The organism is Planctomycetota bacterium, from assembly GCA_039819165.1.
Taxonomy (GTDB): Bacteria; Planctomycetota; Phycisphaerae; order Phycisphaerales; family UBA1924; genus JAHCJI01.
Genome location: JBCBSM010000001.1, coordinates 585,032 through 606,949, shown reverse-complemented (window position 1 = coordinate 606,949; position 21,918 = coordinate 585,032). Strand labels below are relative to the sequence as shown.

Here is a 21,918-nt window from a genome sequence, read left to right as displayed (position 1 = left end):
GGCCTCAGTTGCCCGGGGCGGCCACCGGCACGACCACCGGCTCGGCCTCGACCTTCTCGAGGGTCTTCTCGCCGTGGCACTCCGACTCGCACGCTCCGGCGCCGCAATCCTTGGCCTCGCTGCAGCTCTTGGCCTCTGCACACTCGGCGGAGCACTCGGAGCCGGCCTCGGTGGAGATCAGCTCGACGGCCCCGGCCTTCTCGCCCGAGCAGCTGCTCTCACAGGCCTTCGCGGCCGAGCAGCTGTCGCCGGCCTCGGCGGCAACCAGCTCGACGCCGGCGGCATCGCAGCTCTTGTCGGCCGAGCAGCTGGACTCGCAGCTATCGCCGGCCTCGGTGGCCACCAGCTCAACGCCGGCGGCGTCGCCCAGCGGGCAGCAGCTGCCGGTGTGCTCGTCACTCGCGGTTGAAACAGCGGTGGCCTCGACGCCGGTGCTGCACGAGCCGCAGCCGCCCATCATCTGGTAGCCGGCCACGCCCATGATGCCCAGGCCGATGAGGGCCACGATCGTCGTCACGGTGCTCGAACCCTTGCGTGCGATCATCGTCGATATCTCCTGAAAACAAAGGCTGCACCGTGCGGTGCGATCCAGTGGTGTATCGGTGGTTTCCGGGGACTGCGCACAGCCGCCGCCCTCGGGATCATCTCCTCTTACCAGGATAATCGCTGGGCACGGTGTTTGTTCCGGCCGCCGCAAATTCTTTCGCGATGTCGGGAAGATTGCATCTGATCGGGTCCTGGCAGGGATCGCGAGCGATAACGCCTCGCCTCGGACCTTTCCGCCTGGGCGGGATGCAGCGGCCGTGCCGCCCGGCCGATGACCGTGCGGGGCGGATCGAGGCCGCCCCGCCGGGGATCCCCATGGAACGCACGCCCGACCAGCACGAGCACGAGGGCCTCGCCGGCGCACGGTCGTCGGAGGGGGATCCCCCGACCGATGGCGTCGACGATCAGTTCTCGGCCATCGAGCGGGAGCTGCAGTCGCTCGTGCAGCGGTGCGAGCAGGCCACCTCGCGGCAAGCCGCCGAGATGGAGCAGCGGCAGGCCGAGCTGGACCGCACGCTCCAGATCGCCCTCAAGCGGCAGGCCGAACTCGATCGCCATGGCGTCGAGCTGCGAGCGCTGGGCAAGCGGGTGGCCGATGCCGACGAGCGACTGACGCAACGCCGCAAGATCCTGGCCGAGAGGCTCCGGCGTCGCCGCGCACGGCTCGCCGCGGCGCAGCACCACCATGACGCCGCGCACCGCGAGGACTTCGAGCAGCGGGAGGCCGAGCTTGCATCCCGCGAGGCCGAGCTCGAGACGGCGCTGCAGGTCGCCGACGAGCAGCTCGACCGTGCGCAGGCCGAGCGAGCGCAGCTGGACGCCGCGCGCATCCTGATCGACGAGCAAGCGACGCTGATGGCGGTGCACGCCGAGACCAGCGAGAAGCTCTGCGCCGCACGCGAGGAGACAGCCCTGGAGCTGATCGAACGCCTCGAGGAGGTCTTCGGCCAGGGCGACCGCATCCGGGAGCTGAGCGAGCAGCTCCGCGACAGTCGATCGGAATCCCGCGAGTTGGTGGCGGCTTCGGACCGCGCCTCACAGGAATCGCGGGAATTGCGTGCCGCCCTCGAGGCCGCACGGGCCCACATCGCCCGCTTGGAGTCCCGCGTGGAGGACATGTCGCACGACCATGTGCTGCAATCGCAGCACTCGCTGCGACTCACCGCGGAGCTGGAGGAGCGCGAGGCGTTGCTGCGGGCCCAGGCCGAACGCCTGCAACGGGAGAGCCGCCGGCTGGCCGACGACCAGGCCGCCTGCGACCAGGCGCTGTTCCGGCTGGGCCGCCAGCTGGACCGGGCCGATCGAGCGGCCTTCGAGCGCTGGGTCGACCCACGCACGCCGCTGCCCGTCTCCGCGTGGCCCATTCCGGTGGTCGCGCGGCGGCGGCCGGATCTGAGACTGGTTGGGTAGATATCGCACGCGGGGCGACCATGCACGACACCACCTCCGAGCACGAGCACGCCATCGAGCACGACGTGGCGCCGACCGCGCTCGCCGACGACATCCGCGGCGTCGTCCGCGACATCGAGCGGCGGTTGCAGCGACTCCGCGAGGCGCACGAGTCCCGGCCCGATGAGCGCGCCCAGCTCGAACACCGGGCCTCCCAGCTCGACGAGCAGCAGGCCGTGCTGCTCGATCGGGCCCGCGCCATCGACGAGGCCGAATCGGAGTACAAGCGTCGCGTCCGGGAGCTGGACGACCGCGAGCGGCAGCTCCGCGAGTCGATCGAGGCCGCCCGCCGCGAGCGGGAGGACGAGCAGGCGAAGATCACGGGCCAGCTCGACCAGCCCGCCCACGAGCGCGAGGCGATCGAGCGGCAGGTTGCCGAGCTGGAGCAGCGCGAGGCCGAGGCCCGCCGCATGCTCACCGACGCCGAGGAGGATCGCCGGGCGATCTCGGCCACGGCGGTCGAGCTCGACCAGCGGCAGCAGGACCTGGACGCCCAGGCCGCCGAGCTCGCCCGCCGCGCCCGCGAGAATGCGGCCCAGCTGCGGGCGGTGGAGGAGCGGGCGGGGACGCTCGACGAACAGGACCGCCGCTTGGCGGCCCTCGCCCGGCAGCTGGCCGAACGCCAGGAGCAGATCGCCGGCGCCAGCGACGATCTCAAGCAGCAGCAGCAGTGGCTGGCCGAGAACACCCGCCAGGCCGACCTGCTGCGGGCCCGCGTGGCCGCCCTCGAAGCCGAGCTGGAGCAGTCCCGAGAGGCGCAGGAGCAGCCAGCCGCCGAGCCGGCCTTCGATGCGCATCCCGTCGAGCCGGCACCGATCGACGCCGCCGCCGAGGAGCGGCTCGCCGAGTACGAGGCCGAGCTGGAGCAGGCCAACACGAAGCTGCGGCACGCGGCCGAGATCATCGCCCAGCTCCGCACCGAGCTCGACCAAGGCGCTTCCGCGCCTGCATCCGCACCCATTGCCGACGAACACCTCGCCAGGCGCCGGCAGCGGCTCGCGAGCGTACGGCGTGCGTTGCGACGCAACCGCGATGCGCTGGCGCAGGAACGACAGGCGGCCGAGGACACCAAGGCAGCCGCAGGCGGAGCTGCCCCGCGTCAAGGCAAGGCTCCCGCTTCGGCCTCACGCCTCCGCGTCTTCGGGCTCGTCTTCGCCACGGTGGCGTTCGGGGTCGGCCTGCTGGGCGGGCTGAGCTGGCTCGCCGCGGGGCACTTTGCGACGCCCACCTACAACGCCACGGTCGTCATCTCCCACGACGCCCGGGGCCGGGAGGTCACCAGCGAGGATCTCGCGGGGTGGCAGGCCTTCCACGAGGACCTGCTCTCCGACCCCCGCTTCATGGAGTTCGCCGCCGAACGCATGCAGCGGCGGGGCATCCTGCAACTCGCGTCGGCCATCGACCTTCGATCGTTCCTGGAGACGTCGGTCTCGGCGCAGTCGGGCCGCGACGGGGAGCTGATGCTGGAGGTTCGCGACGTGGGATCGGGCCGCGCCGTCCGCGTCGCCGACACGCTCGCGATCGCGCTCATCGGCCAGGCCAACGCGGCCCGCGACCGCCGCCCCGACGGGCTGCCGAGCGTCGTCACCCGCGAGGCCCGCGCCGACGCGGAGCCGGTGCATGATGAGCGACCGGTCTACGCAGGAGGCATCCTCGGTGGGGGCACGCTGGCGTGTGCATTGCTCGCCGGTGTGCTCTCGAGGCGGCTCGCCCGCGTCCGCGAGGAGGTCGACAACGAGGGCCGCACCGCGCTGCACGAGACCGGCGACGATCAATTCTCGCGGATCACCATTGGATAGAGACGGCACGGCCGTGCCGCCTGAATTCCGCTCGCTCGGGGTGGGAATCGCTAGGCGAGCACGCCGTCGGTGCGGAAGAGGATCGACTGCTCGCCCGTGACACGGTCCACCGAGGCGACCGCAAGCGTGCGTCCGGCGGGAAACTCCACGCCCTCGATCCGCTCGATGGTGTACGAGCCGCTGGCGGTGAAGGCGAAGAGCGACTCGTCGATTTCGCCATCGTCGTCGAGCACGACGAGCTCGTAGCTCGCGTTGCTATTGGCGGGCAGTTCCGGGCAGAACAGGAATCCCAGATCCTGCTCCCGGTGGTACCAGAGCGCGAGGCCGGGGTTCTCCGAATCGTCTGACGCCGAGAGTGCCGCGACGTTGTACGACTCGCGATCGAGGAAGATCTCGGTTGCCTCGGCGCCGAAGCTCTCGATGGCGATGCCCACGAGGGCGTTGTCCTGGATCCGCTGGTCGAGCTCGTTGTAGCGCTGCCACATGCTGCCGAAGGCAACGCCGAAGAGGATCGCCGCCGCCGCAGACGCGATGGCGCCAACGCGCCAGGTCCGCGAGACACCGTCGCTGGACCGCAGCCGCAGCGTCGGCTCGGCATCCTGATCGGACTCGGAGTAGCTGGCCACGGTGCTGGCGAGCACGGCCTGGCGGACCGCGTCGATCACGCGGCCGCGGAGTGCCGGGTCGGGCTCGACGTCGGGCAGCAGGGCGTCGAGATTCGCGAGGCGGGCCTGCTCGGCACGCACCCGAGCCTGGGTGGCGGGGACCGCCGATCGGAAGGCCCGCTCGAAGGCCTCACGTTCGGCATCGTCGAGCATGTCCAGTGCATCCAGCACCGCGAGCTCGATGAGATCCATGGTCGTCATGCGGACGCTTCCTCAACGCTGCGCTCTCTCAGGCGGACGAGAGCCCTGCTCAGGGCCGACTTGATCGTCCCGATCGGCGTGTCCAATTCCTCGCCGATCTGCCGCAGCGTCTGCCCCCCCAGATACGCACGAATGACCACCCGCTGTTGCAGTTCCGGCAAGGTCTTTACGTGCGCGAGAACGTCCCGATACCGCTCATCTTGCTCCAGACGCGACAGATTCGCAGCGGGGACTCCCGGACCCTGGTTTCCAGAGTCTGCCAGCATGGTGGTCTTCAGGCGGGCCTGGCTCCGCCGGAGGCGATCCACCAGGTGCCGCCGGCTCAGCAGCATGACCCAGGTCACGAGGGCCGCCCGGCTGGAGTCGTAGCGGTCGGCGGTCTTCCAGAGCCGCACGAAGATCTCCTGGACGGCGTCCTCGGCGTCGGCCCGCGTGGGCATGGTCTGGTAGGCCATGCGGTACACGAGCGAGCCGAAGCGGTCGTACAGCTCGCCGATGGCCTTCTCGTCGCCGGAGGCGACGCCCTGCATCAGGGTCTGGTCGGCAACGGGATCTCGTTCGTGCGTGGGCATGGGCAGGTTTGGCGCGGCCGCCGGCATGCACTATGCGGTCGACCACCCCGAATTGTTCGCCCGCTGCGGCGCCGTTGCATCGCGGCGGCGTCCGAGAATCAACGGGGCAGAATCGTCCGGTTTTTGTGCGGTGCGAATTTCGGACGAATCGAATACCGGGGTTGTAATGGCATGTTCGCACCGTGTATCATTTTGGTTATCGTGGAAGCCCGCGAAGGGGCGCGGCATGTGTGGGGTAGGACCGCTGGCTAGCGAGATTCGCATTCCGTCCGGATCGCGTTCCGGGGCATCGGCGCGCACACGCGGCTTCTCGGTGATCGACCTGCTCGTCTCGATCGCCGTGCTGATGCTGCTCATCGCGATCATGCTGCCCGCCCTGGCTCGGGCCACCGAGACGGCGCACCGCGTCGTGTGCTCGTCCAACGTGCGGCAGATCGGCATCGGCCTGCTGATGTACGCAGATACCAACCAGGACGAGCTCGTCCCGACGACCTTCAACTCACCCGACAAGGGCCGCCTCGAGCAGATGCTGCTGCTGAGACTCGGCGATGGCGGGCGGGATGGGCCGCCGCTGGATCCGTCGGTCGAAGGTTGGGATGGCCTCGGCATCCTCTTCTATGACGAGTATCTCTCGGATGGCAAGGTGTTCTTCTGCCCCAGCCACACGGGGGCCCACCCCTTCTCGGCCTACGCCTGCTGCTTCGGTGGTCCGCAGACCCGCGTCGTGGGCAACTACCAATACCGCGGCGCGGGCAAGAACGGCCAGCGGTACCTCTCCAAGATCGAGCCCCGCCGGACCGCACTCATCGCCGACGGCATGCGGACCCAGGCGGATTACAACCACAAGGTCGGCGGCAACGTGATGCGAGCCGATCTTTCGGTGACCTGGTTCCGCGACTACAGCGGCAAGCTGTTCGACCAGCTTCCGGCCGCCGAGTCCCAGGCGGCGTCCGGCCCCGTGGCGGCGGCGTGGGACTTGATCGATGGCCAGCTCGGCGACCAGTCCAACTAGCAAGCCCCCCCGCGGCGGCCACAACGCCGCGATCCCTTCCGGCCGGGCTCGCGAGACGGAATCTACCAGCCATCGCCTCTCGGTTTCGCCGTCGATGCGGCGTTGACGTACGCTGTCGCTCCGCGCGTCCCCATGGAACGGGAGCGTTGGGCATCGCGTTTCCGCATCCAATCGAATCTGCACCCATTTTGATGAACCGGAGGGCCGCATGCACTGGTTGACAACGCCGAGATCCTTCGCCGCGTGCTGCATCGCGGTCCTCGCCCTGGTCGTTCCGGTTGCGCCGGTGTCGGCGCAGATCACGCCCGAGCGGACCTACTACGGCATCGATCGCAGCATCCCGGTGCGCGTCGCGGCGCCGCAGCAGGCCGCGGGCGCGGTGAGCATCGCGCTGCACACGGCCTCGGGCGAGGAGGTCGCCCGCGAGGAGGTGCTGCCCGGCGCGGTCGACCTGGCCACCTTCTTCCCCGTGCTATGGAGCACGAGCACGCCCGAACTGCTGTACGCCCAGGCCTACGCCGGTAGCGCCCCCCTTGGTCCGCCCGTGGTGCTGCAGCCGATGATCACCCCGCAGCGGCCGCAGAGCGTGCCGGGCCGCGACGGCCGGCCCACGATCCGCTGGTCGCCGGTAGGGGACGTCTACTCGGGCATCCGCGCCTACGTCGACAAGCACCTGATCCTGGAGACCACCGAGGGCGAGGTTCGCTTCCGCCTCCGCCCCGACGAGGCCCCCAACACGGTGTGGCACATCCGCGAGCTGGTCCGCGGGGGCTTCTATACCGACATCGCCTTCCACCGCATCGTGAACACGCACCCAAGCGGGCACCCCTTCGTGATCCAGGTGGGCGACCCGGTCGGCTCGGGCCTCGGCGGCCCCGGCGTGTTCATCGATCTCGAGCCCAGCGCGCTGCAGCACCGCTTCGGCGTGCTCTCGATGGCCCGCTCGCCCGACCCCGACACCAACGGCTCGCAGTTCTTCGTGGCGCTCAGCCGCCAGGCGACGACCCACCTCGACGGCAACTACACGGGATTCGGCGAGGCCGTGAGCGGCGCGGAGGTCATCCAGGCGATCGCCTCGGTCGAGTTGCTGCCGAGCGGACAGCCCGTGACGGCGCCCCGCATCGTGGCCGCACGGCTCGTCGACGCTCCGTCGATCGGTACGGGACCCGATCCCGTCGCACGGCCGCAGCCCGCCAATCCGCGGCGGTAGCTCCGCGCGAGAACGCCGCCTGGAGAACCGTGCTAGAACCGGTAGGTCAGCCCGAAGCGGGCGTAGACCGCGGGGTCGAGCGTCGCGTCGTTGAGCTCGACGCCCTCGGCGTCCTCGATCTCGTACTCGCGGTACACCACCGAGCCCACGCCCGCCCGCAGGCTCAGCCCAGGCAGCGGCTTCCATTCGGCCTCGCCGAAGACGTTGACCCGCTGCTCGGTGAACACGCCATCGGGCGCGAAACCCTCGTCGTCGAGTCGGAACTGCTCATCGGCGAAATTGCCGATGAGCGAGAACGTCCACGCGTCGCTCGGTTCGTAGAGGAAGCGGCCGCCGTCGACCGTGTTGAGCACGAAGCGGACGTCCTCGGCGAGCTGGAACTCGACGTCGACCAGCGGGATGGGTAGCAGCCGGATCTCGTCGTCGAAGCGGCTCTGCGCCAGGAAGCCCGCGCCTAGGGACACGTTCGGCAGGACCCGATAGAGCGCACCGCCGCCAACCCGCCAGACGAATGAATCGCCGTAGTCGGCGTCGTCCTCGCGGCTGAAGCCGACCGCGCCGTTGGCCACCAGCGTCCAAGTCTGGTTGGGCACGTGGAAGACGCTGCCGCCCAGCGACTGCTCGTTGAATGAGTCGAACGGATCGCCGTCTATGGGGTCGAGCACGAAGGCGTCATCGAAGTCGTAGAAGGTCAGCTCGTTGCCCAGGGTGAAGCGTGCCCGGGTGCGGAGCGAGGGAAGCCAGGTGAGGCCGACCTCCTGGCCGATGCGGGCGACGAAGACGTCGCCGCCGCCGTCGATGTGCCCGCCGGCCTCGAAGTCGCCGGTCTGGCTGAGGTCGAAGCTGAAGCGCGGGGGGAGCTGGGGAGGCGGACCCTGGACCGGCGGATCGCCCTCCGTGCTCTCCGCAACCTGGCTCTCCGCAACCTGACCCTGCGCATCCTGGGCTTGCACGCCCGGGGTCTCGCCTTGCACGTCGCCGGCCTGATCGGCCGGCGGGTCGTCTTGCGCCGCCGCGGGGCCGCAGCACCCCAACGCCACGCACGCCGCTACGCCGAGCTTGGGTCCCACGGTGCGATCCCTCCGGCGAGCCCACGGGAATGGGCCGTTTCGCACGCGAGGATAGTCATCACTAGCCTGCGGGGCATCGTGCTGCTGCTGGTGCTGCCGCTACTGCTGCTGCTCGGCCCAGACGGACCACCGACGCAGCAGCCGCCGTTCGAGCGCCTCGACTGCGCCGAAGTGCCGCTCGAAGAGCTCGACGTGCTGGGCGGGTGACAGGCGGCCGCGGGGCTGGTCGGCCAGGGCGATCAGGTACCGCTGCAGCTGCGCACGATTGGTGCGGTAGAGCTCGCGGAAGAGCCCGTACGACGCGGCGTAGATCGGCCGCGCACCGGCGGCATGCACGCCCTGGGTCGTCTCGAGCGCCACCAGCTCGCGGAACGCCGGTAGGGTGCCGGTGAGCACGGCGTCGGCGAGGTCCCGGTCCCGGGGCTCGTATGGGTGCATGAAGCCAAAGGCTGCGTTGACCGAGGCGGTCTCGAAGCTGGAGGCCAGCCCTTCGCTGACCCAGACCGGATACGAGCGCTGCCGAGACTGCAGCCCGGTATTGAACGCCAGGAGGTGGATGGCCTCGTGGATCGCCTTCGCGACGCCGAAGTCGCCGATGGCCCGCTCGATCCGCGTCCGCTCGTCGCGGATCTGGTCGTCCAGCTCGGCCGCGGCATTTCGGAGCATGCGGGCCTTGTCGAAGCCGCCGGCGCGCTCGGCGTCGGTCGCCTGCAGCCGCAGCTCGTCCACGCGGCCCTCGTGGATGGCAAGCTCCTGGATGGCGTCGGCCAGCTGGGGCGAGCTGCGGTCGTCGTACATCACGATGACGTTTCGCTCGCTGCCGTAGTAGCCCGCGGCCCACCCGGCGTCGAAGCCGTCGCGCTCGCGGGCGTGCCGCACGTACTCATCGTGCGTGGCGAAGATCACGCATACCAGGCGGGTGCGGTGGGGGTGCACCGGGATGCCCAGGCGGTCCATCTCGCGGAAGTACTGGGCGCGGGCGCGCTCCAGCAGCGTCACGCGGGTGCGGGTCCACGCGTCGTCGGCATTGGACAACACGACGAAGGCCTTCGATCGGTAGGCCGCAAAGCCCGGGCCGAGCTCTCGCCGCAGCTGCTCTAGGGCCTCCTCGTCGTCGCCGAGCGAGAAGCGGCCGATGCGTTCTATGGCCCGTGCCCGGCGGGCGGCGTCGACCCGGAATGTCGGATCGTGCCAGGCCTCCAGATAGCCGTCGAAGGCCTCGTCGAATCGGCCGGCCCGCTCGGCCTCCCGGGCGGGCCGCATTGCGTCGGCCTCGCCGGCGTTGGAGGGCTGCTGCGCGGAAACCCTCGGTCCGCCCGCCACGAGTAGGGCGGCGAACAGGAGCCAGGTGGCTGTGCAGACGCCGCGTGCGATGCCCATCGAACACCTCCGCACAGGCTATCGGCACCCTCCCGCCCCGACATCGACGGACGCGGGACGCCCGGCCGCCGATGTGGCCTCGCCGCGTATAGTCGGACCCTTCCGGGGGCGGTAACTCAATTGGTAGAGTGCCAGCTTTGCAAGCTGGAAGTTGGGCGTTCGAGTCGCCTCCGCTCCATTCCCTCTCCAACGCTGGAAACGCTGTTTTTCCCGGTGTTTACGGCCCCGGCAACGCTCTGGCCGTTGTCGCGGTTTGTGCCACGCTTAGCCACGAAACGCCCGCTTTCGCCCTGCATGCGCTGGTGTATGCGCGGGGGTCCGTTCTCGGGCTGGGCGTCCGTGGTGCCCGTGGCTTGCTGGGTGTCGGGCGTTCCGATGCTGGGCAGGGCGGCAACAGCGCCGGCCGTATCGGCGAGCCTGGACGTGATCGGCGAACGCTGGACGATCCTGATCTTGCGGGATCTGTTCCTCAACCCATCGAGGCGATTCCAGGGCCTCCAGGATTCGCTGGACGGCATCGGACCGACCACGCTGTCCCAGCGGCTCAAGGATCTCGAGGCCGACGGCGTGATCGAACGCCGGCTGTACGAAGAGCATCCGCCGCGATGGGAGTACGTCCTCACCGAGCGGGGCCGGAGCCTCGGTCCGGTCCTCAAGGCCCTCTACGAATGGGGTGCGTCCCACGGGCAGCCCAAGCATTAAGAGTTTGCAAAGCCAGCCCGGCGGCCCCTTCGCGAGCAGATAGTCGTGCATGGTTCCCCGGGGCTTCCGCAGGGTGCTCGGCTTGGGCGTCCTCGCGACCGCGAGTTGGACGCGCGCGCACGACCAGGACGCAGCCGGCGAGGCCAGATCTGCGCCGCGGATCCCGGTCGTGCTCGCGACCGTTGAGACCGAGCCAATGCCGAGTGAGGACGATGCGGCGGACGACGCCGTGGTGTGGCCGTTCATGCCCGGGAGCCAAGAGCACGCGGGAGCGATCGTTGGCACCGACAAGCGCGGCGGTCTTGCGGTGTACGACCTTCAGGGCCGCGAGCGGCAGTACTCCTTCGACGTACGGCCCAACAACGTGGACTTCCGCCTCGCCCGGCTCATCGGGGATGACGCGCCCACGCGGCCCGTGTTCGCCGCGAGCGATCGTCGCGGCGGCGGGTTCGAGATGTTCGCCGTCCCGCCTTCGCACAACAAGGGGTGGCCGTTGCTTGCGGGCGTGGAGGTCCCCGAACCCTCCGAGCAGCTCGATGAGCCCTATGGGTTGTGCATGTACCGCAGCGCATCGACCGGCAAGATTCACGTGTTCGTGAACGACAAGTCCGGCCGTGTGCAGCAGTGGCGCCTCGATCTGCTGGGAGACCTCACCGGACTCTCCACGATTACCGGCTACTCCCCAAGGCTCGTCCGCACGTTCAACGTGGGCGGCCAGGTCGAGGGCATGGCCGCCGACGATGAGCTGGGCTGGCTGTACGTCGGCGAGGAGCGCACGGGCCTGTGGCGGTACCACGCCGAGCCGTGGACGCTGCCCGAGGACCATCCGTTCTCGACCGAAGAGAGCGACCACGAGCGTGCACCCGTCGACCTGGTGGAGCCGCACGGCCGGCTGACCGCCGACGTCGAGGGCGTCGACATCGCTATCGAGGGTCCCGACGGCGCGGGCTACCTGCTCGTCTCGAGCCAGGAGGCCGATCGCTTCGACGCCTACGAGCGTCGGCCGCCGAACCGCTACGTCGGCTCATTCCGGGTTGGGGGTGGGGACGGCATCGACGACGTCTCGCACACGGACGGATTGGCCGTCTACGTGGGCGATCTCGGGCCGGGCTTCCCGCACGGCGTGCTCGTCGTGCAGGACGACGAGAACACGCTCGGGTCGGGCACCGATGGCGAACGCGCGAACCAGAACTTCAAGCTCGTACCCTGGGAGCGAGTCCGGGCGGTGCTCGAGTCGGCGAGCGCGCACCGGGCGGCGGCACAAGGAGGACACGCACCATGAACCGTGGTCGCGGCTTCACGCTGATCGAACTGCTCGTCGTCATCGCCATCATCGCGCTGCTGCTGGGCATCCTGCTGCCGTCGCTCGCCGGCGCGCGCGACTCGGCCCGGATGGCCAAGGACGCGTCGAACCAGCGGCAACTTGGCATCATGTTTATGACGCACTCGGCCGACAACGCCGGACTCTACAGCACCGGCACGTGGGACAATCGCTCGGAACGCAGCGAAGGGCCGATGGACGAGAAGGGATGGGTCGCCGACTTCGTGCTGGGCGGGTACGGCAAGCCCGGCGAGTTGCTCAACCCCGCCAGCCCGGGGCAGCACACGCAGAATCTCGCGTTCGACCGCATGAGCGGCTCGACGGCGTGGAGGGCGTTCTCGGCGGCTGAGATCGATGACCTCGTGCGCCGGGGGTTCAACACGAACTACTGCCTGGCGTGGTACACCGCCCACACGGACATGCTCGATAAGCGCACGGGCCGGGCTAAGGAGCGCGACTTCACCCGCGGGCCGTTGCGTGAGGACTGGATCACCGCGAACACAACGACCAGCCGGCTGCCGCTGCTGGGCAACGGCACGGTGCAGAACCTCGACGACTTCGTGGTGATCGAGGGCGAACGCCTGCCCGCGGCGAAGGCGCTCACCGACGGTCCGCTCCGCGCCACCGGTCCGGGTGGCAACGTCTGGGGCCGCCAGGACTACACCGACTGGGGCCCCAACCACGGCAAGTCCAGCAAGATCCAGACCGCCGAGTACAACCACGACAAGATACACGCGCAGATTCTGTTCGCCGATGGCCACGTCGCGGTGTTCAGTGACACCACGCGAACGGGCACATTCGAGGCCACGCCCGCGCAGATTAGCGGGTGGCTCACGCACGAGTACCCCGAGCTCGGGGACAAGGTCTACGGCGGTTGGCTGACGCGGCCGGGCCTGACTTTCTGAGAATCTCCGGTCGCGGGCGCGCGTCGTGTGCCCGCCGGCGATCGGTTGCGAGAGAGGAGATACCACCATGCAGCGCGCAATCGCCGTTTCCGTGTTCGCCGCCGCCAGCGGCCTGGCCGTCGCCCAGGACTCGATCGACCTGTTCGGCGTGACGTACGACGTGACGCGGTTCGACTACTCGACCATCACGTTCGAGAACCCCTTCTTCCCGGGCTTCGACCTGGTGCTCTTCGAGGTCGAGGGCACCCACTACCTGCCGGGCGAGGACGCCCTGATCATGACCACCGACCAGCTCGCCGACCAGAGCGGGCCGAGCAACGCCATCGTGAAGATCGACCTGGTCCGCGATGGCGACGGCGTGATCACTGGCCTGGCGTTTGGCGAGGTGATCCGGTTCGTCGACGAGCTCGCCGAGTTCGACCTGAACGTCTCGGGCGTGACCATCAACACCGGCTCGACGGGCCTGGCCGCGGGGGGCGACGTCGTCGCCAGCTCGGGCAGCGAGGCGCTGTTCGGCTTCTCGCTGGCCGACGGCACGCTGATCGAGACCAGCGCTGGGTGCACCGGCTTCGACTGCGGCCTGCTGACCGAACCGTTCAACAACGACTGCGAGGACGTCGCCTACGTGCCGACGCGCGACGAGTTCTACACCATCGACCAGGACGAGGACTTCGCGTTCAAGTGCGTCATCTTCGACACCGACGGCGGCTTCCTCTCGGAGTTCCCGATCGGCAACGGCCTCGACCCGGCCATCCCGGGCGACCCCAAGGGGCTGACCTACCTGGCCGACACCGCGGCGAACCCGTTTGGCACCGAGTCCGTGATGGTCGCGCTCGACGACGTGGGCCCGGGCCTGCAGGCGTTCGACCTGGACGGCACCCAGGTCGGCTACGAGCCGCTCTTCGACGACCTGGGTGAGCCGCTCCTCGAGGTCGACGGGTTCGTGCTCCAGCTCGAGTCCCTCGCATTCGACGCCTCGCGGGGCACGCTGTTCCTCACCAACCAGGGCGATTCGTTCACCCAGAACTTCATCTGGATCCTCGAGCCGACCGCGAGCGATTGCCTCCCGGACATCGACGGCGACGGCGAGCTGACCATCTTCGATTTCCTCGCGTTCCAGAACCTCTTCGACGCCGGGGACCTGGCGGCCGACTTCGACGGCGACGGCGAGCTGACGATCTTCGACTTCCTCGCGTTCCAGAACGCGTTCGATGCGGGGTGCCCATAAGATGTGGCGAGCGTGCCCCCGTCAGGAGTAAGTTGGACGGTGGAGGCGTATGTGCCCGCTGCTGGGACTCCAAGAACGCCAGCACGTCATCCAGCCTGAACCAGACACGCCGGCCCACCCGGACACTCTTCAGGCCCATTTTGCGATACCGACTGATCGAAGCCCTTGGATGGGTAATGTCGTGGAGTCGCAGGAAGTCGATCAGATCATCAAGGCCCAACCCAAGAGGAAGGGGCAAGGGCGTGCGTGGCCGTCCGGATTCACGATGAAGATGGGCGGCCATCCGCTTGGCCAAGGGTGCTCCAGTTTGGCAGCCACTTTGGTTTCTCCGTATAGATACAAGCGCCCTCCCAGTTTGAGTTGGGATGGACGCCGCGTTTTTGTTGAGCAATGCTGTGCGGTCTAATTCTGAGGAGGTCGGCAGCGGGGAGCCCCCCTTCCCCCGCCAAGATAATGGCCCGGAGTGGGCCTGAATTCGGTGCAAGACGTGCCAGAACACCAGCGGCGTCAGCCCCTGCTCGCCGCGACCATCGCCACGACGGCCCGCCTGATCGGCTCGGGCAGGTCCGACCACGCCTCGATGAGGGCGCACAGGTCAGTGCTTAGGTCACCCAGATCGGGGCCATTCTGCCCGCAACTGCTGGGGTTTGCGCGGGGATTGTCGGGCGATGATTTGTAGGTGACTGTTGAATCAGGGTTTGCGGCGGTGGGTTGCCAGCTTTGCACGCTGGAAGTTGGGCGTTCGAGTCGCCTCCGCTCCATTGGGCTTTCGGCTCGCCGGTCTCGCACTGGGTGCGATCGTGGCTACGCGATCAGGGCCGCCGCGAGGGCGACGACACCCATGCGGAGATCGATGGCGATGCGCACGCGGTGGGTCGCCCACACCGCGAGCGTGGCGGTGAGCCAGAGGCCGGCCGCGATCACCGCCGAGGCCGGCGTGCGATCGACGAAGACCAGCCACGACGTCGCCGTGAGTGCCAGGATGCCCAGCCCGAGCGTCCGAGCGGTCCGCGGGCCGGCGGCGACGGCGACCGTCCTGGTGCGGTGGGCTTCGTCGGCGTGCAGGTCCTCGATGTCGCACAGCACCGCGTCGCCCAGCACGACACAAGCCAGGAACAAGCCCGGCGATGCGACGGCCCGCGGGTCGATACCGGCCGCACTCGTCGAGCTGCACGCGAGCGTGGCGAAGGCCGCCGCCGTGAGCGCGTTCTTGAGCAGCAGGACGTCCTTCGGCCGCGTGCGGTCGCTGGCGGCGTCCCGAGAGCCGTAGGCAATCACCGCCGCCGCGCCCGCGGGCACGAACGTCGCGAGCCAGGGGCGGAGGGCGAGGGCGAACACGACGCCGATCGTGGCGAGCGCGGCCGCCCCCGCGAGCAATCCTCCGCGGTGGGCCCGGACCCAGGCGTCCCGCTCGGGTCGCGCGAGCCGGTCGGCCGGGTCGTGCCACCGGGCGAAGATCTTGGCGCGATCGAGGATGTAGGCCATCCATGCGACGGCCGCGGTGAATCCGATCGCCAGCGCCTGTTCGTGGCCCGGGGCGCCGCCGGCGAGCGTGAGCACGCACGACGCCGCGCCGCCGGCGTAGATCGCCGCGGGCAGGCACGCGTGCTCGAGTCGGTGGGGCACCGGCGGCTCGCGGGGATTCGCGCCTCGCTCAGCGGCTCGGCGCGATCATGTTCTTGGGGTCGAGCAGGTCGCGGAGGCCCGCCTCGTCGAGCACCCGCGCACGATCCGAGTCCGAGAGCGAGACCTTCCGCTCGGCGAGCCACTCGGCGGTGATCCGCTCGACGGCGACGTCGACCACGTTCCGCTTGCTCTCGAGCGCCTCAACGGCGAGCTCGCCCGCGGCTTCGTAGCCGATGATGTTCTTCAACCCCGTGCACACGGCGCTGCTCCGCTTGGCCAGGTCCTCGCAGTGGTCGGCGTGGGCCTCGAGACCCTCGATCAGCTTCTCGCGGAAGACGCGGCAGGACTGCTCGAGCAGGTCGATCGAGTCGAGCAAGTTGGCGGCCATCATGGGCATGGCGACATTGAGGTCAAGGATGCTGCCGATGCCGCCCAGCCCGCCGGCCTCGATGGCGCGGTCGTTGCCGAGCACCTGGCAGCAGGCCATGACCACCGATTCGCAGATGACCGGGTTGACCTTGCCGGGCATGATCGACGAGCCGGGCTGGATCTCGGGCAGCCGCAGCTCACCCAACCCGCACCGTGGACCGCTTCCCATCCAGCGGATGTCGTTGGCGATCTTGGTCAGGCTCACCGCGAGCGTCCGCAGGTGGCCGGATGCCTCGACGACGGCGTCCTTGGCGTGCTGGGCCTCGCAGTGGTCGGCGGCCTCGCGAAAGTCGCAGCCCGTGGCATCGGCGAGCTTGGCGGCGACCAGTGCGCCGAAGCGCTCGTGCGTCTCGATGCCCGTGCCCACCGCGGTGCCGCCGATGGGCAGCTCGGCGAGGACGTCGAGGGCGCGCCGCAGCCGGTCCTCGCCCAAGCGTGCCTGCCGCGCGTAGCCGCCGAAGACCTGGCCCATGCCGATGGGCGTGGCGTCCATGAGGTGGGTGCGGCCGCTCTTGACGATGGTTCGGAAGGCGTCCGCCTTGGCCTCGAGCGCCGCCGCGAGCCGGCCGAGCTCGGGCAGCAGGCCGCGGGCGATGGCCTGCACGGCGGCCACGTGTATGGCGGTGGGGAAGGTGTCGTTGGAGGACTGGCCCAGGTTGACGTGGTCGTTGGGGTGCACGCCGCCGGCGGCGATGTATGCCTTGTCCTTGCTCCCGCCGATCTCGCCGGTGCGGTCCCGGCAGACGAGGTTGGCGATCACCTCGTTGAAGTTGTTGTTGGTGCTGGTGCCCGAGCCGGTCTGGAAGACGTCGACGGGGAAGTGGCGGCCCAGCCCGCCGTCGCCGGGCAGCCCGGCCTCGAGCCGATCGCACGCGGCGGCGATGAGCCGGGCCCGCTCGTCCTCCAGCCAGCCGATCTCGTTGTTGGCCTCGGCCGCGGCCCGCTTGAGCAGCACGTAGGCCCGCAAGATCGCGTCCGGCACGGGGCGGAAGCTCGGGAAGTTGTCGACCGCCCGCTGGGTGCTGGCCCCGTAGAGCACATCCGCGGGCACCTCCAGGGCGCCCAGGGCGTCCTTCTCCGTGCGGGTCTCGGGGGTGGCGGTCGTTGCCATGGCGGGGCCTCCTTGCGGTGCGAGTCTCTTGGGTTCGGAGCCGACCGGGCGGCGTCGGACGGCCGGGAGATGCTAGGGAAGGTCGCCGCCGCGCCCCCGATCGAGGCCGTCCACGGCCACCCGGCCCCCGCCGCAACCCGCCCGCCAGGGGGCCGTACAGTTTCGCGTGCCGGCCGGCGCATCGTCCGCGACGCGTGGACGTGCGGAGGGACGAACCGGCGCAAGGGGGGCGACCCAGGTGCGAGCACACTTCGGACTAGCGTCGTTGGCGGGCGTCCTGTCGATCCTGGCGTGCACCGCGATGCCGCCGGCCGCGTCGGCCCAAGCGGTCATCCGGCAGCGCGAGCCGGAGCGCTGGACGCTCAGCTTCCGCGTCGACATCCGCGCCTGGCAAGACTTCGGCAGCGTGCGGGCCAAGCGAGCGGCCGAGCACGACGTGTGGACCTTCGACAACGCCAGCGTCGTGGTGCCCGTGCTGGAGCGGACTAGCACGCACCGCGTCGATCCCCGGGGCCTGTCGATCGAGGTCACTCTCGACGACCGGCCCGCGCCGCCCGCGGTCGCCGAACCGGTGCGGCTCATCCCCGGCAAGCACGCCGGGTCGCGGTGGGGCATGTTCGCCATGGGCGAGGGCATGGGCCGCGAGATCCGCGTGCAGATGAAGCTGCCGATGACCTCCTACGCCGTCGAGGTCGACGACGAGGCGGCGATTGCGATGGAGTGGCCCCAGGGCGATTGGCCGGCCGACGCGGCGTCGGCGCTGCTGCCCCAGATGGGGATCGAGCTCGACCTGGCGGGCGAGCCGTACCAGGGCCTCGATCGAGCCCAGGAGAAGGTCGAGCGGCTGCTCCAAACCCTCGGCCGCGAGCCCCGCGAAGTCCCGCCGTACCTGGTCGCTAAGTTCCTCACGGCCCAGGTCTGGCGGCACATCCGCAACACCAACGGCAACGGGCTCCAGTACAACCGTCTCGGCGAGATCGAGGGCATCGGGCTCCAGGGCGTGCCGTGGACGATCTCCGGCCGCGGCCGCACGAACGAGTTCGATGCGTGCTCGATGCTGGTGTACGTGCTGCGGCAGGCCGGCCTGCCCGCCCGGCTCGTGCTGGGCGTGATCGCCGACGTCGAGTTCGATGACGAGGACATGATCGCGCGCGACGATGACGACGAGGACGACATCATCTGCTGGGTCGAGTTTGCCCTCGTCGAGCGTGGCCGCTCGGTGTGGATCCCCATCGACCTCATCGGCCTGATGGACCGCAGCAGCCGCGCGCCGGACGTGAGCAAGTACGAGGAACTCGCGAGGCCCTGGAAGGGCTTCGGCACCATCGAGGACAGCGATCGGTGGGCGCCCTTCTCGCACCACTTCCACCCGCCGCTGACGGTCAAGGCCTATGGCTCGCCGGGCTTCTGGGGCATCTTCGCCGAGCCCACCGAGCCCGGTCGAGCCACGCAGGCAATCACCTTCGATGTGACCCGCACGCCGACCACGGCGGAATCGCAGCGCGAGATGCAGCAGCAACGCCAGCGTCAGCGGCGATCCCGCTAGGGGATCGCACGGGCTCCGGACCTACGACGTGCCGAACAGCTCGTCGTGGATGGGTACGAGGGCCTCGAGCGCGTGCTGCAGCACGCCGGCAGGTGACGCGATGGCGTCGACCTCGCGGATGACCTCGTCGGGGTAGAACTCCAGCACCGGCCGGGTCTCCTGCTCGTAGACCTCCCAGCGGTGGCGGATGACCTCCTCGCGGGCGTCGTCGGGCCGGTTCTCGCGGAGTGCCCGCTTCCGCAGCCGCACGAGCATCGCCTCCATGTCGTTGCACATCAGGTGGACGATGCACCGCACGTCGATGTGGTCATTGAGCATCTCGGCCTGCGTGCGGTTGCGGGGGATGCCGTCGAGCACCAGCAGGTCGGCATGGGGCCGGTACAGGCTCAGGGTCTGCTGGGCCTTGAGGTTCTCGTGCCACATGGCCACGGTGACGTCGTCGGGCACGAGTTCGCCCTTGGACGAGTACTCGAAGAAGGTCTCGCCCAGCGGGGAGTGGATGTCCAGGTTGCGGAACACGTCGCCGCAGGACAGGTGGAAGAAGCCGGGGATCTGCCCCAGGATCTTGCCCTGCGTGCCCTTGCCGGCTCCCGGGGCGCCGAAGAGCAGTGCGGTCGGAAAGCGGTCTGGCATGCCTGGTGTCCCCCGCGTCGCACCGGCCCGGTCCGAGGCCGCCGGTCGAGCGGAAAGGGTAAGGCCCGCGTCGCGGCACGGCCCGCCCGAGGACCGGCGAATTGCACTCCGGCATCGGCTTCTCGGGCCCGGGGCTTATCCCCGAATGACAACGCCCCGGGTGCGGGCCCGGGGCGTGGACAAACTCGGACGTGGGCGGCGGGCGTCAGCCTGCGGCGATGACCTCCTGCATCAGGTTGGCCGGCATGGCCCGGTACTCGAGGAACTCCATCGAGGCGGCCGCCCGGCCCTGGCTCATGCCGCGGAGCGAGGTGGTGTAGCCGAACATCTCCGACAGCGGGCACTCGGCGGTGACCTGCTTGATGCCGTTGCCGCGGTCCTCGGTGTCGACGATCATGCCGCGGCGGCCCGAGATGTCGCCGGTCACGTTGCCGAAGAACTCCTCGGGCGTGATGATGACGACCTTCATGATGGGCTCGAGCAGCACGCTGCGGGCCTTGGCGACGGCCTCGCGGAGGGCGAGGCGGCCGGCCTGCTCGAAGGCGACCTGCGAGCTGTCGACGGCGTGCGACGAGCCATCAACCAGCTCGACCTTGATGTTGATCAGCGGGTAGGCCGCCGTCACGCCGCTGACGGCGGTCTGGCGGATGCCGGCCTCGACCGAGGGGATGAACTCGCGGGGCACCGAGCCGCCGACGATCTTGTTCTCGAAGGCCACGCCGTCGACGAACTTAACGCCGTCGGCCTCGGCCTGCTCCTTGGTGTAGGGCATCAGGTTGATGGTGACGTCGCCGAACTGGCCGCGGCCGCCGGTCTGCTTCTTGAACAAGCCGCGGCAGTTGTCGGCGGTGCCCTGGATGGCCTCGCGGTAGCTAACGCGGGGCTTGCCGACCTGCACGCCGATCTTCATGTCGCGGGTGAGCTTGTTCTTGATGATCTCCAGGTGCAGCTCGCCCATGCCGGCGATGATGGTCTGGCCGGTCTCCTCGTCGTAGTGGCTCTGGAAGGACGGATCCTCGCGGCGGATGGTGACCAGCGCCTCGGAGAGCTTCCGCTTGTCGTCGCTGGTGTTGGGCTCGATGGACATCGAGATCACCGGATCGGGGAAGTCCATCCGCTCGAGCAGGATGGGCTGGCTGGCATCGCAGAGCGTGTCGCCCGTGATCGAGTCCTTGATGCCGATGATCGCGACGATCGAGCCGGCATGGGCGGCCTCCAGCGGCTCGCGGGTCTTGGCCTGCATCTGGTAGATGCGGCTGATGATCTCCCGCTTGCCGTTGCCGGGGTTCAGCACGCGGCTGCCCTTCTCGAGCGTGCCCGAGTAGATGCGGGTGTAGGTCAGGTCGCCGTGGCTGTCGGCCACGACCTTGAAGACCAGCGCCGAAAATGGCGCCTTGGCGTCGTGCGGCCGGCTGAGCTTCTCGTCGGGGTCCTTGGGGTTGACGCCCTGGACCTCGGGCACCTCGGTGGGGTTGGGCAGGTAGTCGATGACGCCGTCCAGCAGCCGCTGCACGCCGATGTTCTTCAGGGCCGACCCGCAGAAGACCGGGTTGCACTGCAGCGCCAGCGTGCCCTTGCGGAGGGCGGCGCGGATGTCGTCGACGGTGACCGAATCCTCGTCCTCGAGGTACTTCTCGGTGAGGTCGTCGTCGAGGGCGCAGGCGCTGTCGATCAGCTCCTGCCTCCACGCCTCGGCGTCGGCCTGCATGCTCTCGGGGATGTCCTTCTCGGTGACGACGGCGCCCTGCTCATCGGCATCGAAGTAGTATGCCCGCATGCCCAGCAGATCGATGATGCCCTCGAGCTCGTTGCCGGCGCCGATGGGGATCTGCACGGCGATGGCGTTGGCGCCCAGCCGCTTCTTGATCGACTTGAAGCTGAACTCGAAGTCGGCCCCGATCTTGTCCATCTTGTTGATGAAGCACATGCGGGGCACGTTGTAGCGGTCGGCCTGCCGCCAGACCGTCTCGCTCTGGGCCTCGACGCCCTCCTTGCCGTCGAAGACCGCGACCGCGCCGTCGAGCACGCGGAGCGACCGCTCGACCTCGATGGTGAAGTCGACGTGGCCCGGCGTATCGATCAGGTTGACCTGGTAGTCGATGTCGTTGCGGACCCACGAGCACGTGGTCGCCGCCGACTGGATGGTGATGCCGCGCTCCTGCTCTTCCTGCAGGAAGTCCATCGTCGCGGTGCCCTCGTGCACCTCGCCGAGCTTGTGGGTCTTGCCCGTGTAGAACAGGATCCGCTCGGTCACGGTCGTCTTGCCCGCGTCGATGTGGGCGGCGATGCCGATGTTTCGAACCCTGTTGAGCGGCAACTCGGCCATGGCTTCTTCCTCGCTTGTGCGGATCCCCTCGTCGGATCCAACGCTCGTCCGGCCGCCCCCTTGGAAGGGCACGCGGAACACGCTCCGGCCCGTGCCGGGCCCTGCATCCAGATGCTCTTATCGGCCGCAGTTCTGGGCTGCTGCCGCGGTTGTCCGGTGTTCCCCGTCGGCCAAAGCCTCGATACTA

At 69.2% G+C, this 21,918-nt stretch carries 18 protein-coding genes and 2 tRNA genes; 11 read left to right on the top strand and 9 right to left on the bottom strand.

Translation table 11 applies throughout. The annotated features are described in order from the left end of the window. Positions 1-4: 4 nt before the first annotated feature. Positions 5-544 carry a hypothetical protein gene (locus tag AAFX79_02720; GenBank protein MEO1007455.1) on the bottom strand — a complete coding sequence of 180 codons (540 nt, stop codon included), beginning with the start codon at positions 542-544 and terminating at the stop codon, positions 5-7. Positions 545-861: 317 nt separating this feature from the next. On the opposite strand from AAFX79_02720, the gene AAFX79_02715 reads away from it, so the two are divergent. Both AAFX79_02715 and AAFX79_02710 read left to right on the top strand, forming a co-directional pair. After that, entirely contained in the window at positions 862-1,956 is a 1,095-nt protein-coding gene (locus tag AAFX79_02715) for a hypothetical protein (protein ID MEO1007454.1), read from the top strand. 20 nt (positions 1,957-1,976) lie between these two features. Next, positions 1,977-3,794 (top strand): hypothetical protein, encoded by a 1,818-nt coding sequence (locus AAFX79_02710; protein MEO1007453.1) that lies wholly within the window; start codon positions 1,977-1,979, stop codon positions 3,792-3,794. A gap of 50 nt (positions 3,795-3,844) precedes the next feature. On the opposite strand, the gene AAFX79_02705 is transcribed toward AAFX79_02710, so the two are convergent. Then, positions 3,845-4,660 (bottom strand): hypothetical protein, encoded by an 816-nt coding sequence (locus AAFX79_02705; protein MEO1007452.1) that lies wholly within the window; start codon positions 4,658-4,660, stop codon positions 3,845-3,847. Beyond that, a complete protein-coding gene (locus AAFX79_02700; GenBank protein ID MEO1007451.1) occupies positions 4,657-5,232 on the bottom strand; it encodes a sigma-70 family RNA polymerase sigma factor in 576 nt (191 codons plus the stop codon). Before AAFX79_02700 ends, AAFX79_02705 begins: the two co-directional genes overlap by 4 nt. A 313-nt stretch (positions 5,233-5,545) precedes the next feature. Between AAFX79_02700 and AAFX79_02695 the strand changes: the two genes are divergently transcribed. After that, positions 5,546-6,244: a hypothetical protein gene (locus AAFX79_02695; protein ID MEO1007450.1), complete on the top strand. Its 699-nt coding sequence runs from the start codon at positions 5,546-5,548 to the stop codon at positions 6,242-6,244. A 208-nt stretch (positions 6,245-6,452) separates the two neighbouring features. After that, the gene (locus AAFX79_02690; protein MEO1007449.1) at positions 6,453-7,454 is read left to right on the top strand and encodes a peptidylprolyl isomerase; all 1,002 of its coding nucleotides are present in this window, start codon (positions 6,453-6,455) and stop codon (positions 7,452-7,454) included. A gap of 32 nt (positions 7,455-7,486) precedes the next feature. Here AAFX79_02690 and AAFX79_02685 read toward each other — a convergent pair whose 3' ends face one another. Further along, positions 7,487-8,524, bottom strand: coding sequence for a hypothetical protein (locus AAFX79_02685; protein ID MEO1007448.1), 1,038 nt, complete (start codon positions 8,522-8,524; stop codon positions 7,487-7,489). Between the two features lie 99 nt (positions 8,525-8,623). Beyond that, entirely contained in the window at positions 8,624-9,904 is a 1,281-nt protein-coding gene (locus tag AAFX79_02680; GenBank protein MEO1007447.1) for a DUF1570 domain-containing protein, read from the bottom strand. A gap of 105 nt (positions 9,905-10,009) precedes the next feature. Between AAFX79_02680 and AAFX79_02675 the strand changes: the two genes are divergently transcribed. From AAFX79_02675 to AAFX79_02650, 6 genes are all read left to right on the top strand, one after another. After that, a tRNA-Ala gene (locus AAFX79_02675) sits at positions 10,010-10,082 on the top strand. A 245-nt stretch (positions 10,083-10,327) separates the two neighbouring features. Beyond that, positions 10,328-10,606, top strand: a complete 279-nt coding sequence (locus tag AAFX79_02670; GenBank protein ID MEO1007446.1) for a helix-turn-helix domain-containing protein — start codon at positions 10,328-10,330, stop codon at positions 10,604-10,606. 49 nt (positions 10,607-10,655) lie between these two features. Continuing rightward, positions 10,656-11,888 carry a phytase gene (locus AAFX79_02665; protein ID MEO1007445.1) on the top strand — a complete coding sequence of 411 codons (1,233 nt, stop codon included), beginning with the start codon at positions 10,656-10,658 and terminating at the stop codon, positions 11,886-11,888. Further along, positions 11,885-12,832, top strand: coding sequence for a prepilin-type N-terminal cleavage/methylation domain-containing protein (locus AAFX79_02660; GenBank protein ID MEO1007444.1), 948 nt, complete (start codon positions 11,885-11,887; stop codon positions 12,830-12,832). Before AAFX79_02665 ends, AAFX79_02660 begins: the two co-directional genes overlap by 4 nt. A gap of 67 nt (positions 12,833-12,899) precedes the next feature. After that, positions 12,900-14,060, top strand: coding sequence for a GC-type dockerin domain-anchored protein (locus tag AAFX79_02655; protein MEO1007443.1), 1,161 nt, complete (start codon positions 12,900-12,902; stop codon positions 14,058-14,060). A 688-nt stretch (positions 14,061-14,748) separates the two neighbouring features. Next, a tRNA-Ala gene (locus tag AAFX79_02650) sits at positions 14,749-14,821 on the top strand. A gap of 43 nt (positions 14,822-14,864) precedes the next feature. On the opposite strand, the gene AAFX79_02645 is transcribed toward AAFX79_02650, so the two are convergent. Together AAFX79_02645 and AAFX79_02640 are read right to left on the bottom strand one after the other, a co-directional pair. Beyond that, entirely contained in the window at positions 14,865-15,686 is an 822-nt protein-coding gene (locus AAFX79_02645; protein MEO1007442.1) for a UbiA family prenyltransferase, read from the bottom strand. A 28-nt stretch (positions 15,687-15,714) separates the two neighbouring features. Further along, positions 15,715-17,226, bottom strand: a complete 1,512-nt coding sequence (locus tag AAFX79_02640; protein MEO1007441.1) for a class II fumarate hydratase — start codon at positions 17,224-17,226, stop codon at positions 15,715-15,717. Positions 17,227-17,464: 238 nt separating this feature from the next. On the opposite strand from AAFX79_02640, the gene AAFX79_02635 reads away from it, so the two are divergent. Next, positions 17,465-18,772 (top strand): transglutaminase domain-containing protein, encoded by a 1,308-nt coding sequence (locus AAFX79_02635; protein MEO1007440.1) that lies wholly within the window; start codon positions 17,465-17,467, stop codon positions 18,770-18,772. A gap of 21 nt (positions 18,773-18,793) precedes the next feature. Here AAFX79_02635 and AAFX79_02630 read toward each other — a convergent pair whose 3' ends face one another. Together AAFX79_02630 and fusA are read right to left on the bottom strand one after the other, a co-directional pair. Next, positions 18,794-19,405, bottom strand: coding sequence for a nucleoside monophosphate kinase (locus AAFX79_02630; GenBank protein ID MEO1007439.1), 612 nt, complete (start codon positions 19,403-19,405; stop codon positions 18,794-18,796). A 205-nt stretch (positions 19,406-19,610) separates the two neighbouring features. Further along, entirely contained in the window at positions 19,611-21,731 is a 2,121-nt protein-coding gene (gene fusA / locus AAFX79_02625) for an elongation factor G (protein ID MEO1007438.1), read from the bottom strand. Between the last annotated feature and the right edge of the window lie 187 nt (positions 21,732-21,918).